Source organism: Polaromonas sp. YR568, assembly GCF_900116715.1.
Taxonomy (GTDB): Bacteria; Pseudomonadota; Gammaproteobacteria; order Burkholderiales; family Burkholderiaceae_C; genus Polaromonas.
The window spans coordinates 274,226-288,259 of sequence record NZ_FPBM01000001.1; the positions used below are offsets into that span (position 1 = coordinate 274,226).

13 protein-coding genes and 1 other RNA gene are annotated in these 14,034 nt (G+C 59.8%); 3 read left to right on the forward strand and 11 right to left on the reverse strand.

The window, feature by feature from the left end:
- Position 1: 1 nt before the first annotated feature.
- From BM408_RS01280 to dnaX, 8 genes are all read right to left on the reverse strand, one after another.
- Complete coding sequence (locus BM408_RS01280) at positions 2-3,241, reverse strand: efflux RND transporter permease subunit (RefSeq protein WP_092126136.1); 3,240 nt, start codon at positions 3,239-3,241, stop codon at positions 2-4.
- A gap of 114 nt (positions 3,242-3,355) precedes the next feature.
- Positions 3,356-4,195, reverse strand: a complete 840-nt coding sequence (locus BM408_RS01285) for an ABC transporter permease (protein ID WP_092126138.1) — start codon at positions 4,193-4,195, stop codon at positions 3,356-3,358.
- 2 nt (positions 4,196-4,197) lie between these two features.
- Positions 4,198-5,025, reverse strand: coding sequence for an ABC transporter ATP-binding protein (locus tag BM408_RS01290; RefSeq protein WP_092126140.1), 828 nt, complete (start codon positions 5,023-5,025; stop codon positions 4,198-4,200).
- A gap of 64 nt (positions 5,026-5,089) precedes the next feature.
- Positions 5,090-6,139 carry an ABC transporter substrate-binding protein gene (locus tag BM408_RS01295; RefSeq protein ID WP_175541645.1) on the reverse strand — a complete coding sequence of 350 codons (1,050 nt, stop codon included), beginning with the start codon at positions 6,137-6,139 and terminating at the stop codon, positions 5,090-5,092.
- Positions 6,140-6,273: 134 nt separating this feature from the next.
- The gene (locus BM408_RS01300) at positions 6,274-6,687 is read right to left on the reverse strand and encodes an MAPEG family protein (protein ID WP_092126142.1); all 414 of its coding nucleotides are present in this window, start codon (positions 6,685-6,687) and stop codon (positions 6,274-6,276) included.
- 120 nt (positions 6,688-6,807) lie between these two features.
- Positions 6,808-7,434 (reverse strand): recombination mediator RecR, encoded by a 627-nt coding sequence (recR, locus tag BM408_RS01305; RefSeq protein ID WP_092126144.1) that lies wholly within the window; start codon positions 7,432-7,434, stop codon positions 6,808-6,810.
- 15 nt (positions 7,435-7,449) lie between these two features.
- Positions 7,450-7,773 (reverse strand): YbaB/EbfC family nucleoid-associated protein, encoded by a 324-nt coding sequence (locus BM408_RS01310; RefSeq protein ID WP_092126146.1) that lies wholly within the window; start codon positions 7,771-7,773, stop codon positions 7,450-7,452.
- Positions 7,774-7,858: 85 nt separating this feature from the next.
- The gene (gene dnaX / locus BM408_RS01315; RefSeq protein ID WP_092126148.1) at positions 7,859-9,715 is read right to left on the reverse strand and encodes a DNA polymerase III subunit gamma/tau; all 1,857 of its coding nucleotides are present in this window, start codon (positions 9,713-9,715) and stop codon (positions 7,859-7,861) included.
- Positions 9,716-9,816: 101 nt separating this feature from the next.
- On the opposite strand from dnaX, the gene ffs reads away from it, so the two are divergent.
- The 3 genes from ffs to BM408_RS22635 all read left to right on the forward strand — a co-directional run bounded on the left by ffs (position 9,817) and on the right by BM408_RS22635 (position 12,294).
- An RNA gene (ffs, locus tag BM408_RS01320) (signal recognition particle sRNA small type) lies at positions 9,817-9,913 on the forward strand.
- Between the two features lie 437 nt (positions 9,914-10,350).
- Complete coding sequence (locus tag BM408_RS01325; protein WP_092126150.1) at positions 10,351-11,451, forward strand: SEFIR domain-containing protein; 1,101 nt, start codon at positions 10,351-10,353, stop codon at positions 11,449-11,451.
- Between the two features lie 69 nt (positions 11,452-11,520).
- Entirely contained in the window at positions 11,521-12,294 is a 774-nt protein-coding gene (locus BM408_RS22635; protein WP_139237282.1) for a hypothetical protein, read from the forward strand.
- A gap of 225 nt (positions 12,295-12,519) precedes the next feature.
- Here the strand turns inward: BM408_RS22635 and BM408_RS01335 are convergent, their stop codons facing one another.
- From BM408_RS01335 to BM408_RS01345, 3 genes are read right to left on the reverse strand one after another with little or no spacing between them, the layout of a single operon-like run.
- Positions 12,520-13,005 carry a low molecular weight protein-tyrosine-phosphatase gene (locus BM408_RS01335; RefSeq protein WP_092126154.1) on the reverse strand — a complete coding sequence of 162 codons (486 nt, stop codon included), beginning with the start codon at positions 13,003-13,005 and terminating at the stop codon, positions 12,520-12,522.
- 9 nt (positions 13,006-13,014) lie between these two features.
- On the reverse strand, positions 13,015-13,635 hold the full coding sequence (locus tag BM408_RS01340) for a hypothetical protein (protein ID WP_092126156.1): 621 nt from the start codon (positions 13,633-13,635) through the stop codon (positions 13,015-13,017).
- A 30-nt stretch (positions 13,636-13,665) separates the two neighbouring features.
- Positions 13,666-13,947 carry a hypothetical protein gene (locus BM408_RS01345; protein ID WP_092126158.1) on the reverse strand — a complete coding sequence of 94 codons (282 nt, stop codon included), beginning with the start codon at positions 13,945-13,947 and terminating at the stop codon, positions 13,666-13,668.
- Between the last annotated feature and the right edge of the window lie 87 nt (positions 13,948-14,034).

A 14,034-nucleotide genomic window follows, 5' to 3' on the forward strand; every position in this document is an offset into this window, starting at 1 on the left:
CTCAGCTCTCCTGGGGCACGGTGCCCGCGGCTTCATGGGGTGCGGGCGGTGTGCCGCGGCGCGCCTTGCGCTGCGCCAGGCGCTGGTGCACCCCGGCGTAGATCACAGGCACAAAAAACAAGGTCGATACAGTAGCAAAAAGCAGGCCGCCAATCACAGCCCGGCCCAGCGGCGCGTTCTGCTCGGCGCCCTCGCCCAGGCCCAGCGCCATCGGGATCATGCCGATGATCATGGCCAGCGCCGTCATCAGCACCGGGCGTATGCGGGTGGCGCCGGCCTCCAGCGCCGACGACAGCGGCGTGATGCCGTCTTCCATGCGCTGGCGGGCGAAAGACACCACCAAAATACTGTTGGCTGTCGCCACGCCCATGGTCATGATGGCGCCCGTCAGGGCCGGCACACTGAGCGTGGTACCCGTGATAAAGAGCATCCAGGCAATGCCCGCGAGCGCGGCCGGCAGCGCGGTGATGATGATGGCCGCGTCCGTCCAGGACTGGAAGGTCACTACGATCAGCAAGTAAACCAGCACGATGGCCATCGCGAGCCCCAGGCCCAGGCCGATGAAGGAGTTCTGCATGGTCTGCACCTGGCCGCGTATGGCGACCTGGTTGCCGCGTGTGAGTTTGGGCTCCATCTCGGCCACCAGCGTCTTGATCTGGCTGGCCACACTGGCCAGGTCGGTGCCCTGCACGCTCACATAAACGTCGATCGCGGGCTGGATGTTGTAGCGCGAAACAATGGGCTGCTGCCGCCCGGCGCGCGCATCCACCAGGTTGCCCAGCAGTTGTGTCGGGTTGGCCGGTGCGGCCGCGCCATTGGCGCCGCTGTTGGCGTTAGGTGTTGAACCCACGGGGATGCTGAGCAGTGAATCCACCGAATCCACGTTGTACTGCGGAGACTGCACCACCACGTTGTAAACCACGCCGTTCTGCGGGTTCAACCAGAAGGCCGGCGCCGTTTGCGAGCTGCCCGACAGCGCGATCAGCACGTTCTGGCCGACGTTGGCCGCACCCAGCCCGAACTGCTGCAGCCGCGTGCGATCCATGCGCAGGTCGACGACCGGGCCGTCCAGGCGCTGATGCACATGGGCATCGACCGCGCCCGGTATCTTGCGGATGGCCTTGGTCAGCTCGGCCGCACGCTCCATGTTGCCGTTGATATCGTTGCCGGTGAACTGCACGTCAATGGCCGCAGGCAGGCCGAAGTTAAGGATCTGCGTCGAGATGTCGGCCGGCTGGAAGAAAAACTCCACATTGGGAAAACGTTTGGGCAGCTCGGCCCGCAACAGGCTGATGAATCCGTCGGTCGGCTTGTGCCCATCTTTGAGCGACATCAAAATCTCGCCGTCCATGGTGCCTATGGTGCCGGCATTGCTGTAGGAGAGATTGATACCGCTGTTGGGCAGGCCGATGTTGTCCAGGATGGTTTCAAGCTGGTCGGCCGGGATCATTTCGCGAATCGCCGTTTCCACCGCATCGGCAATGCGCACGGTTTCCTCGATACGCGTGCCGGTGGGCGCACGCATGTGCAGGCGAATCTGGCCCGCGTCCACACTTGGGAAAAAGTCGCGGCCCAAAAATGGGTACAGCAGGCAAGACAGCAAGCAGAAGCCGAGGAACAGCTGCGCAAAGCGCCGGCGGTGCGACAGCGCCGCCGACAAGGCCAGCGTGTAGGCGCGGCGCACGCGCTCGAACTGCGAATCAAAGCTGCGGTAGAGGCGCTGCAGCGGGCTGGGTTTGGTCTCAGCTTGTGCCGCCTCGTGCACACCGCCCATGAGCAGCATCACCAGCGTCGGCACCAGGGTGCGCGACAGGATGTAAGACGCGATCATCGCGAACACCACGGCCTCGGCCAGCGGCACAAACAGGAAGCGCGCCACGCCCGAGAGGAAAAACATGGGCACGAACACGATACAGATGCACAGCGTGGCCACAAAAGCTGCCGGGCCGATTTCGCCGGCGCCGACTTCAATCGCGTCATTGAGCGGCTTGCCCATATGCAGGTGGCGCTCGATGTTCTCTATGGTCACGATGGCCTGGTCCACCAGGATACCGACCGACAGCGCCAGGCCGCCCAGCGTCATCAGGTTGAGCGTTTCGCCCAGCGCGAACAGCACCAGGATGGAGGTCAGGATGGAGAGTGGAATCGTCAACGCGATGATCAGCGTGCTGCGCCAGTTGCCCAGGAAGAGCAGCACCATCAGGGCCGTCAGCGCGGCGGCGATCAGCGCTTCGATGATCACGCCGACCACGGCTGCCTTCACAAAAACCGACTGGTCAAACAGCGGCGTAACCTTCACATCGGACGGCAGGGTCTGCACCACGCGCGGCAGCAAGGCCCGCACATTGGCCACAATGTCCAGCGTGGAGGCGCCGCCGTTTTTGAGCACCGACACCAGCACACCACGCGCGCCATCCTGGCGCACCACATTGGTCTGGGGCTGAAAGCCGTCGCGCACATAGGCCACATCACGCAGATAGGTGGTGACGTTGTTGGCCGTGCGCACCGGCAGGTCGTTCAGGCCGGCCAGTGCGTCGGGCGAGCCATTCATGCGCACGGTGTATTCGGTTTCACCGAACTTGACGGTTCCCGAGGGCAGGATCAGGTTCTGCGTGTTGACGGCGTTGACCACGTCAGCCGGTGACAGGCCGCGCGCCTGCAGAGCCTGGGTGTCCAGGTCCACAGAGATCACGCGCACCTTGCCTCCGTAGGGGAATGGCGAAGCAACGCCGGGCACCGTGATGAGCTGCGGGCGCAGGCCGTTGACGGCGGTGTCGAACAGCGCGTTTTCAGGCAACGTCGCGCTGGACAACGCCAACTGCATGACAGGGATGCTGGACGCCGAATACTTGATCACCAGCGGCGGCGTGATGCCGGGCGGCAGTTGCCGCACCTGCGTTTGCACCGAGGCCACCACCTGGGCAATTGCGGTCTGGATGTTGACGCCGGGCTGGAAGAAGACCTTGATGATGCTGACGCCGGCCAGCGACGTGGACTCAATGTGCTCGATGTCGCTGACCACGGTGGTCAGGCCCCGCTCCGTCTGGCCCGCCACACGCTGACCCATTTCCTGGGCCGGCAGGCCGTTGTAGTTCCAGATGACGCTGATCACCGGGATGTTGATCTCGGGGAAGATGTCCGTCGCCATGTTCCTGAGCGCGAACGGCGTGGCCAGCACGATGAGCATGGCCATCACGATGAACGTGTAGGGGCGTCGTAACGCCAACTGGACCATTGACATGAGGCGTCAGCTCCGGGGATTGGGGGTTACGAAATGATACGTGATCGTAGTGTTAACCCGAGGTAAAGAACACCCTCCCAAAAGCTCCTAAAGCCCCTCCCAAAGCCCGGAAAATCACAGTTTTTCGGTTTCCCCCGTCCGGGGCTGCCATTTCATCAGCCGCTTTTCCAGCCGGCCCACTATGCCGTCCAGCACCAGCGCGAAAGCCGTCAGCACCACAATGCCGGCAAACACGGTATTGACGTCAAACGTGCCTTCCGCCTGCAAGATGAGGTAGCCCACCCCGCGGGCCGAACCCAGGTATTCCCCCACCACCGCCCCCACAAAAGCCAGGCCCACCGAGGTATGCAGGCTGGAAAACACCCAGCTGGTGGCGCTAGGCAGGTACACGGTGCGCAGCAGTTGCCGCTGGTTGGCGCCCAGCATCCGGGCATTGGCCAGCACGACCGGGCTGACTTCTTTCACACCCTGGTAAACGTTGAAAAAGACGATGAAGAACACCAATGTGACGGCTAAAGCCACCTTGCTCCAGATGCCCAGGCCCAGCCACAGCGAAAAAATGGGCGCCAGAATCACCCGCGGCATCGAGTTGGCGGCCTTGATGTAAGGGTCCAGGATCGCGCTGGCCGTGGGCGCCAGGGCCAGCCACAGCCCGCAGGCCAGGCCCAGCGCCGTGCCGATGCCAAAGGCCAGCACGGTTTCCAGCAGCGTGGTGCCCAGGTGCAGGTAGATGTCGGCGTTGCCCGCCAGCCCCTCAGGAAACAGCGCGCTGGGGCCAAAGCCAAACGGCATGAACCAGCTCCACACCCTGCCCGCGACCTTGATGGGCTCGCCCAGGAAAAACGCAATTTGCTGGTCGCGCGAAGCCAGGTGCCAGCAAATCAGGATGAAGACCAGCAGGCCGATCTGCCATGCGCGCAGATTGCTTTCGGTGGGCTTGATATGGCGCCACATGGTCAGGCCGCCTTCTTCAGTTGCTGCGCGTAGCCCTTCAGCACTTCATCGCGCAGCACATCCCAGATCTGTTTGTGCAGCTCCACAAATCGCGGCTGGCTGCGTACCTCTGCCACGTCGCGCGGACGCGGCAGGTCAATCGTGAATTCACCAATGGGGTGCGTGCCCGGGCCGGCCGACAGCACCACCACACGGTCACTCATGGCGATGGCCTCGTCCAGGTCGTGCGTGATGAAGAGCACCGCCTTCTTTTTGGCGGCCCACAGCTCCAGCACTTCGTTTTCCATCAGCTGGCGGGTCTGGATGTCGAGCGCGCTGAAAGGCTCGTCCATCAGGATGATGTCGGGGTCCAACGCCAGCACCTGGGCCAGCGCGGTGCGCTTGCGCATGCCGCCCGAAAGCTGGTGCGGATAGCGGTCACCAAATTCGCCCAGGCCCACCCGCTCAAGCCAGGCCTGCGCCTGGCGGCGCGCCTCGTCATCGGGAACGCCCCGGTACTGCAGGCCCATCATGACGTTGGCAATGGCGCTGCGCCAGGGCATCAGGGCCTCGGTCTGGAACATATAGCCGGCGCGGGTATTGATACCGGCCAGCGGTGCACCAAAAACCTTCACCTCACCCGACGAGGGCTCCAGCAGGCCGGCGCCGATATTGAGCAGGGTGGATTTGCCGCAGCCCGTAGGCCCGACGACCGACACAAATTCACCGGCACTGATGCGCAGCGTGGTGTTGCTGACGGCCGTATAGCGCTGGCCCGCATCATCGCGTGAGCGAAAGGTGCAGCTGATGTCGATCAGCTCAAGGGCGTAAGCGTTGTCGGGTTCAGGCATGGCACAAGCTTATAGCAAGCTGCCTGCAAAAAGCAGGCAGCGCGAGGTGACCGGAGAAGATGCCTCAAGCCTTGAATCGCTCTTTGGCCCGGCGCGAAAACTCGTTGGTATAGGTTTTGGCCAGATCGATCTTGTCGGCTTTAACCGTGGGGTCAAAACTTGCCAACGCCTTCAGGGCCGTACGCGCCCCGTCGTCGGGGATGATGCCGTCCAGCGAGATCGATTCACGCACCTTGTTGAATGACGCCAGGTACAGCGCGCGGTCGCCCAGCAGGTAGCTCTCGGGCACGGTCTTGATGAGGTCGCCGGGGCCTGCAGTCTGTAGCCATTTGAGGCCATGCACGATGGCATTGGCCAGCGCCTGGCAGGTATTGGGATGCTTCTGGATAAAGTCCAGCGGCGCATACAGGCAGCCCGCCGGCATGGAGCCGCCAAAAACTTCCACCGTGCCCTTGAGGGTGCGCGTGTCGCTGATGATCTTCACCTCGCCTTTTTGCTCGAGCATGGTCATCACCGGGTCGGTGTTGCTCATGGCGTCGATCTGGCCTGAGCGCAACGCAGTGAGCGCGCCTGCCGCCGTGCCCACGCCGATAAAACTCACGTCACTGGGTTTGAGCCCCGCCCGGGACAGCACCAGGTTGGCCATCATGTTGGTGGACGAACCCGGCGCCGACACGCCAATCTTCTTGCCCTTCAGGTCGGCCACGGTTTTGTAGTTGGGCATGTTCTTGGTAGAAACACCAAACGCAATCTGCGGCGCCCTGCCCTGCAGCACAAAAGCCTGGAACATCTGGTTCTTGGACTGCAGGTTGATGGTGTGCTCATAAGCGCCCGAGCAGACATCTGCCGACCCACCCACCACAGCCTGCAAAGCGCGTGCACCGCCGGCGAAGTCGCTGATTTCGACGTCCAGTCCCTCAGCCTTGAAATAGCCCAGCTGTTCGGAAATGGTGAGCGGCAGATAGTAGAACGCCGCCTTGCCGCCCACTGCGATGGCGATTTTGGACTTCTCAAGCTTGGGTTGAGCGCGAAGGGCCGGCAATGCCAGTGCTGCCGCAGCCAGTGCGGTGCCACCGGCAAAGGTCCGGCGGGAGATCAGGGGTTGGCGGTTCATGTTGGGCCTCTCTTTATAGTTGCAGCAAGCTTATCGAGACGTAAAAAAACCCGCATCGGTATCATCCCGTGCGGGTTTTTACGGTGAGCGCCCGCCGCAGTTACCACTGGTTACTGCGGCAATGCACGCCGTGATCAGCGATAGCCTGAGAAGAGAATGCAGATATTGATGAAGAGCGCCGCAGCCCAGATCGCGGAGCGGGCCTTGGCCAGGTCGGCCACGTACATCATGACGTAAGCGATGCGCAAGACCACAAAAAGCAGCGCCAGGATGTCCAGCCGCGTCTGACCGGCCTGCAAGAGATGCGCAATGACGACGGCCACAAAAAAGAAGGGCAGCGACTCGAAGGTATTTTGCTGAGCGGCATTGGCACGGCCACGCCAGTCGCTTTGCCGCGCCAGCCAGCCGCGCGGGTTGTGGTTGTCAAAACCGCCGTCACGCCGGGGCGTGCTCATCATGCCGTACTTGGCCAGCGCGGCGCAGGCAATCGGCATCAAGGCCATGATCAGGACACACCAGTAGGCGACGGTAAAGCGTGCGAATGTCATGCTGGAATCCTCTTCATCTTTCGTTTGTTGTTGCCCGCTACAGGCTTTTGGTTTTTTGGTGTTTGGATTGAATTTTTCGAGCTGGCGGAAGCTGAAGGAATCAGTGGCGAAGCGCCATGTTCACCGGCGGTCCACCAGCGCGTGAGCAATCGTTCCCAGGTCCACATATTCAAGCTCGCTGCCGACCGGCACACCGCGCGCCAGGCGCGTCACCTGCACACCGCGGCTTTTCAGCGCCTGGGCTATCACATGGGCCGTGGCCTCGCCTTCCGCGGTGAAGTTGGTTGCCAGAATCACTTCCTGCACCTCGCGTGATTCGGGCGGCAAGGCCTCGCCGCGCGCATCTTTGGGCACCACGCGGTCAAACAGCTTTTGCAGGCCTATGTCGTTGGGGCCTATGCCGTCCAACGGGCTGAGTTTTCCCATGAGCACAAAGTACAGGCCCTTGTAGGCCAGCGTGCGCTCCAGCGCCGCCTGGTCTGCCGGCGTTTCGACCACGCACAGCTTGCTGCGGTCGCGCTGCGGGTTAGCGCAGGTGGTGCACAGCTCTTGCTCCGTCAGGGTGTTGCACAGGGTGCAGTGCTTCACGCTGTTGACCGCATGCTCCATGGCCCGGGCAATCTGCAAGGCGCCCGGTTTGTCGTGCTGCAACAGGTGAAACGCCATGCGTGCGGCCGACTTCGCGCCCACACCGGGCAGCTTGCGCAGCGCCTGGGTCAGGCCCTCAAGAGCGTTGGAGTCAGCCATTAAAGGCAGCAGCCTTTAGAAGGGGAGCTTCATGCCAGGTGGCAGGCCGGCCGTGAGCTTGCCCATCTTTTCCGCGCTCACTTCTTCGGCCTTGCGCACTGCGGCATTAAAGGCAGCAGCCACCAGGTCTTCCAGCATGTCTTTGTCGTCGGCCAGCAGGCTGGGGTCGATTTCAATGCGCTTGACGTCGTGCTTGCAGGTCATGGTGACCTTCACCAGGCCGGAGCCGGCTTCGGCGGTGACTTCCACAAACGCCAGTTCGTCCTGGGCCTTCTTGATGTTGTCCTGCATCGCCTGCGCCTGCTTCATCAGGCCTGCGAGTTGTCCTTTGTTAAACATGGGTTCTTCCTTTAAAACTTGAAATTGGGGGTGTTTTTGTATCGGGATGAGCGCCTGAAATTTACGCCCTAAAGACTGGCTTGAATCATATCGGCTTGGCAGCCAGCGGCCGGATGCTGCCGGGGACAATTCTGGCGCCCCAGTCGCGCATCAAGTCCTGCACCAGAGGGTCGTTCTGGATCATTTCTTCAGCCGCGCGCTGGCGTTCAGCCTGCGCGGCGGCATTGCGGCGCGCCGGCGTGTCGGTGACAGGCCCCACTTCCACCGCCAGCTTGAGGGCCGCGTCGCCCACATGGGTTTGCAGCGCAGCCTGCAGCTTCTCGCGTGCGGCCGCCTGGTTGAGCGACTCGCGCTCCACGCGCAGCGTCCACAGCCCGTCAGCCTGGCTGCGCAACTCGGACTGCAGGCCCAGCTCACGCGTGAGTGCGGCTACCGCCTCGGCGGCCACCATCTGGTTGACCGTCTGGCTCCAGGCTTCGCCCAGAGGCACAGGCACCAGCGGCGCGGGCGCTGCGGCGGCTGCCGCGGGCTGCGGGCGTTGAGGCGGTGGAGCCTGCACGGCCACAGGCTCAGGCATCGCCGCAGGGCTTGCTACTGATTCAGGAGCAGCTTGCGCCCGTTCCACCTGGTCTGGAGGCTGATTTGACTGGAAATTTTGCGGTGCGGCGGCCGGCGGCGCCCGCACGGCAACGGGTTCAGGCGCAGGCGCACGAACCGGCGCCGCAACGCGTTCGGGCACCGCAGGCGGCACAGGTGCACTGGCCCGGGCGGGCTCAGGCTGAGGCTTTTTTCCAGGCTCGGCGGCACTCCCCATACTGGTTTGTGCACCGGAGGCTGAAGGCTTGAAGGCCAGCAGGCGCAGCAGCACCATGGTCAGGCCCGCGTATTCGTCAGGCGCCAGGCCCAGCTCACCGCGCCCGTGCAGGCAGAGGCTGTAGAGCAACTGGGTTTCGTCAGCCGGCAGCGCTTGCGCCAGCCGGGCTGTTTCAGCAATGTCCGGATCGGCCGCATCGTCGCCGGCGCCCATCTCAGGCACGGCCTGCAGCACCGCCATGCGCTGCAAGACTGACGTCATTTCTTCGAGGGTGGACGCCGCACTCAGGCCATTGAGCCGAAGCGCCTCCGAAGTCTCCACCACGGTCTTGCCATCGCCGCGCGCCAGTGCGTCGAGCAGGCGATACACGTAACTGCGGTCCACGCTGCCCAACATGGTGCGCACGCTGGCTTCTTCGAGCGAGCCCGAACCAAAGGCAATGGCCTGGTCGGTCAGCGAAAGCGCATCGCGCATGGAGCCCCGCGCCGCGCGCGCCAGCAGGCGCAGCGCCTGCGGCTCGGCCGGCACGTTTTCAACGCCCAGCACCTGCGTCAGGTGCTCCAGCACCGTCTCGGGCGCCATGGGCCGCAGGTTGAACTGCAGGCAGCGCGACAGCACCGTGGCCGGCACCTTTTGCGGGTCGGTCGTGGCCAGCACAAACTTCAAATATTCAGGCGGTTCTTCCAGCGTCTTGAGCATGGCGTTGAACGCCGTGTTCGTCAGCATGTGCACCTCATCGATCATGAAGACCTTGAAGCGGCCGACGACGGGCTTGTAAACGGCTTGCTCCAGCAACTGGGCGATTTCATCCACACCGCGGTTGGACGCCGCGTCCAGCTCGGTGTAGTCCACAAAACGGCCGCTGTCGATATCGGTACAGGCCTGGCACACACCACAAGGCGTAGCCGTGATGCCGCCCTGCCCGTCAGGCCCCAGGCAATTAAGCGATTTGGCCAAAATCCGCGAAATCGTCGTCTTGCCCACGCCCCGCGTACCGGTGAACAAATAGGCATGGTGAAGGCGCTGCGTAGCCAGCGCATTGCCCAGCGCCTGCACCACATGCGACTGCCCCACCATTTCAGAGAAATTTTTGGGGCGGTATTTGCGGGCAAGAACGAGATAGGACATCCAGCCATTCTAATTTGCTGTGGGGTGGCCTTCAGGGGGTGTTTTCGGGCGATCTTCCCGCTGCCGAAAGGGTCATTCCCAAGTCCCTTACAATCGAGCGTGACGGGCCTTCCCGCATGGTAAAGCGGCCAACCGGGTCAGGTGGGGAACCAAGCAGCCCTAACTGTGGAGTCAGTGCCGGGGTCAAGGCTCGTCACCTTATTTATCTCAAATCCGCGTTTCTTGCGGGTTTCGTGTCTAGAGCGGCTTCTCGCTGCGGTTTGTATCACTTGAGTGCTTTGCTTTGTTAATTTATGAAGCAGGAGAAAGAAATGACTCAAGTCGAAGAATTGAACCTCCAGGGCTTCCGGCGGTACGTCAAAAATCCTCGCTCCAAATAATCTTCAGGACGCCTACGAGCCGGCCCACAAGAATATTTGTCTCGAATACCAGCACTCCTTAACGCAGTCCTGAAGCGGGCCGTATCGCTATTCGATATTCCATACTGCAATTGATCCCCCAGCTTTCGTTCACGATGTTTATGAGTTTGCAGAAATGATTGGCATCATGGTAATTTCGGCGTGGATTAACTGAAATAAGAGTACCGCTGCAGAGGCAATACTCTCAATCGAATAGGTTAAAAACTAAAGAAAAGAATGAACTCAGACGTTTTCATCAGTTATAGCCACGACTCTACTGAACATATGGAAAGAGTGCGTGTGCTCGCAGATAAGCTACGAGCAGAAGGTGTCAATTGCGACATTGATCAATACGAAGACGCCCCAGCAGAAGGCTGGCCTCGCTGGATGGATCGGAAGGTCCGTGACTCCGAGTTCGTTCTCGTTGCCTGTACCGAAACTTACGAAAAGCGCGCAAGCGGGAGAGATGAAGCCGGAGTCGGGTTGGGAGCAAAGTGGGAGAGCGGAATAATCATTAGTGACCTCTATCACTTTGAGGGCAACAACCTCAAGTTTATTCCCGTCATATTCGACTACACGGACAGATTATTTATTCCTAGGCCTCTCAGAGATACGACCTACTATCACCTCGGAAAAGCCGCAGGCTACGAGGCGCTTTATCGACGACTCACCGGCCAGCCGAGTATTGAGAAACCTCCGCTCGGTAAAGTACGTCGCCTGGAGCGGGAGCGCCTTGCCCCGCTTCCGGAGAAAAGCGTCAAATCTACCCCATCAATGTTGTTGGTATCACCAATCGACGAAGAACTTTGGCAGAACGCCGAATGGAAAGCCGTTGCTTATGGTCGCAAGCGAGGTAGTGTGCCATTGCTCAGTTTTGGCTTCAAAAACGAGTTAGCGGCTCGAAAAATTTTCCAAGGTTGGCGTGAACGATTCGGGACCGTTGATGACGAAAGCGAGTTGCGCATCGCTGTAATTGAGGGGCAAATCGCGGGACAAGCTGGAACATACACAGTTCATATCACTGCTGATCCAAAGGCAGTGCGCAAGCGGCTAGAAAAACAGGGCGTTCGCCTTGAAGACCACACCGTCATTTCTGGCTCGAGATTTCTTAGAATAAAAGCCGACGATGATGCACTCAGCAACTTTCAGGCAGATTTTGCAGAGCATAAGCATTGCTATCTTGCACCTAGCCTCCTATTCGAGGGTCAGGGAGCGGGAAAAATCTTTACCGATCTTGCTCTCCGAGTGAGCAATGTCGTTTTCAGAGAAGCGTCGGATATTAGCCAGCGGGACTTGGACTATGGCGTAATTGAAGGGCCCCCAAATCGCGCGGCGTAAGCCGTGACTGATGTATTGGCAATGCTTTGCTGGGACTAGAAGTTTCGACGCAATCTCAATCAACACCACATGCAACGTTGGCTATCAAACAAAGTCCTTGGCTGGGCTCCCGACAATGAAGGCGGGTCGTACACCGACAACGAACGCCTTCGCCGTCCTCACGAAATTTTTGCTCACGCTGAGAACGTTTTAGGGACAAAGGATTCGGAGTTTGCAGTTGCCGATTCTATTTTTGCACTTAAACGAGCCATCAATAGTCGCTTGCAACACATCGAAGAACTATACCGGCTTAGTACTCTTTTTCCAAAAAGCGTTGGAGCCCTTGAAAGGCTCGAGTATGTCGGTCTAGCCCGACCGATGGTTGTCAAACAACTCTTCGAACTTCGAAATGACATAGAACACAACGACGTGATGCCGCCAAATCAGCAACGCGCTCGAGAGTTGATTGACGCAACCTGGTATTTCCTGCGTACCACTGACTCTGCCTGCAAAATGGTCCCCGATCGTTTGCTTCTGCGGTCGGCTTATCCGGGCACATTTCCGCCTGAACAGTGGATCACGCTGTGCCCATCACGAGATGGCTCAAACCGATTTGATATCGTGGGATGGGTTTCGGAGGACCTGCTGGCAGAAGTCGATGGTCCTGACTCATTCAAGCTGGAGCTCGAGAAGCTCGGCAAGAAACCGAGTGGTCCGCCACCTGGGTCTGACGATGAAATCGCGAACTGGGCCCATATTCATAACTCAGCTCGTGGAGATAACGAGCGGGCGGTCATTGGGAAGGCGATATTGAGTAATGATATTCAACGTGAGTATTGGCGGCTCGTGATCGCTACAACGTAAAAACTCCTTGGTGTTGTATGACGCCCTTCTGTATCGCCTGACCAAAGCGAGCCCTCTGGAGCCTGCATGGATACCGGGCTTCAGATTTTGGATGGCGATATCAAGCTCACCGCCTTTTTCACCTCAGATCCGCATTGCGTGCGGGTTTTATTTCTAAGTCGACGCCCGAAAACATCTCAGAACTCGTCGGTAACAAAGCGGCTATGTACCGGATTTCAAATCCGTCTAACCCTGATGCTGTTGCTCCAAATACCGAAGCAACCCCTCACAGGCATCCTCCACCAGATCGAGCACATGCTCAAAGCCATCCTTGCCGCCGTAGTAAGGATCAGGCACCACCTGGCGGTCATGCTTCAGGCAAAACTCCGTCAACCTGCGTACCTTGCCAAGATGTTCAGGCGGGCACTCTTCCTGGATCAAGGCCAGGTTGTCCCAGTCCATCGCCAGGATCAAATCGTGGCGCTCAAAATCCGAATCTGAAATTTGCCGGGCCCTAAGGGCTGACAAGTCATAGCCGCGTTTGACGGCATGCGCCTGCGAGCGCTCGTCAGGCGGATTGCCGGGGTGGTAGTTGTGAGTACCGGCAGAGTCGACCTGAATGACTTTGGCAAGGCCGCGCTCGGTAACTTTTTGCTGGAACACGCCGTGAGCCGTGGGGCTGCGGCAGATATTGCCCATGCAGACAAAAAGAATGGAGTAGCTGGCGGCCATAGCGCCCCTTCAAGGCGTTGCTGAAGGCAACAGAATACGAAACTGGATCAGGTAAGGCGTTTTGACCCAATCACCGTCCAGATAATCCGGGCCCATCGCCAGATTTGTCCATCTGTCAGACATGTCAGCCGTGGCTATAAAGGACTGTATGTAGCTGCCGGACGAGGTGCACAAAGACGAAAAGTTTTCCTCTCCTTTATCTACCGCAGCTCGAATGTTCACCCCATAGTTGACTTGCAGCTTGTGGCCTGACGGGAGACAAATAGCAAGCCGTCGTGACTTGGCCTGGGGTCCGGAACTCACGAGGTATCTGCCCGCCAGATCGTGCGGCACGACGTAGCCGCGATCCATGACCCCGAGTGAATCAGGCTCTGCGGCGACCGAGTAAAACAGTACCTTGCCGGTTTCACCTGGCAGGGACGCCTGACTTGTGATTCGACACTGCTTCTCGCCTCGGTAAGCGGTATCGGTAAGAGGGCTTCCCTGATTCTCAAAGTTGCAGGCATATCCCTCTCTGACCTGCAGCACGAATGGCTGCGCTTGAAGATGAATGGGCTGGTCTTGCTGCGCCAGCGCCGGCGCGCAAAAGGCCATGACCAACAAACAAAGCGTCAAATTCGATGGCTGCATAACGCTGTACCCTTTGTTCGGAGCCGGGGACTACCGGGCAGCCTCTTCAATCGCCTCGGTCGTCTGCAGCGCATGCTGCGCAATCTGCGACGAAGCCAGCGCCAGCGAAGCCAGCGCGTAAGTGCCGCTGATGATGCCTTTGTAGGCTACTTCCGCCCCAATGGCGTCCTGGCCCAGGCCTTCGGTGGCGGCGATGATGCAGGCTTCTACGCTGTCCAGGCCGGCGTCGCCGTAGAGGTCTTCGCCTTCGTAGCTGACGCGGTATTCGAACTCCTCTTGCATCATGGGTTCGATGTGGAAACGGACAATCATGGTGGCCTCTTTTTCTTCAGATGCACGGATTCTTGGGATTCTTGTCTGAAACTGCTTGCTCTGAAATCAGGAGCTGCTTACGCCTTT

Coding starts and splice junctions, on each gene's coding strand:
- BM408_RS01280 (WP_092126136.1), bottom strand. CDS start 3,241: ATGTCAATGGTCCAGTTGGCGTTACGACGCCCCTACACGTTCATCGTG.
- BM408_RS01285 (WP_092126138.1), bottom strand. CDS start 4,195: ATGTGGCGCCATATCAAGCCCACCGAAAGCAATCTGCGCGCATGGCAG.
- BM408_RS01290 (WP_092126140.1), bottom strand. CDS start 5,025: ATGCCTGAACCCGACAACGCTTACGCCCTTGAGCTGATCGACATCAGC.
- BM408_RS01295 (WP_175541645.1), bottom strand. CDS start 6,139: ATGAACCGCCAACCCCTGATCTCCCGCCGGACCTTTGCCGGTGGCACC.
- BM408_RS01300 (WP_092126142.1), bottom strand. CDS start 6,687: ATGACATTCGCACGCTTTACCGTCGCCTACTGGTGTGTCCTGATCATG.
- recR (WP_092126144.1), bottom strand. CDS start 7,434: ATGGCTGACTCCAACGCTCTTGAGGGCCTGACCCAGGCGCTGCGCAAG.
- BM408_RS01310 (WP_092126146.1), bottom strand. CDS start 7,773: ATGTTTAACAAAGGACAACTCGCAGGCCTGATGAAGCAGGCGCAGGCG.
- dnaX (WP_092126148.1), bottom strand. CDS start 9,715: ATGTCCTATCTCGTTCTTGCCCGCAAATACCGCCCCAAAAATTTCTCT.
- BM408_RS01325 (WP_092126150.1), top strand. CDS start 10,351: ATGAACTCAGACGTTTTCATCAGTTATAGCCACGACTCTACTGAACAT.
- BM408_RS22635 (WP_139237282.1), top strand. CDS start 11,521: ATGCAACGTTGGCTATCAAACAAAGTCCTTGGCTGGGCTCCCGACAAT.
- BM408_RS01335 (WP_092126154.1), bottom strand. CDS start 13,005: ATGGCCGCCAGCTACTCCATTCTTTTTGTCTGCATGGGCAATATCTGC.
- BM408_RS01340 (WP_092126156.1), bottom strand. CDS start 13,635: ATGCAGCCATCGAATTTGACGCTTTGTTTGTTGGTCATGGCCTTTTGC.
- BM408_RS01345 (WP_092126158.1), bottom strand. CDS start 13,947: ATGATTGTCCGTTTCCACATCGAACCCATGATGCAAGAGGAGTTCGAA.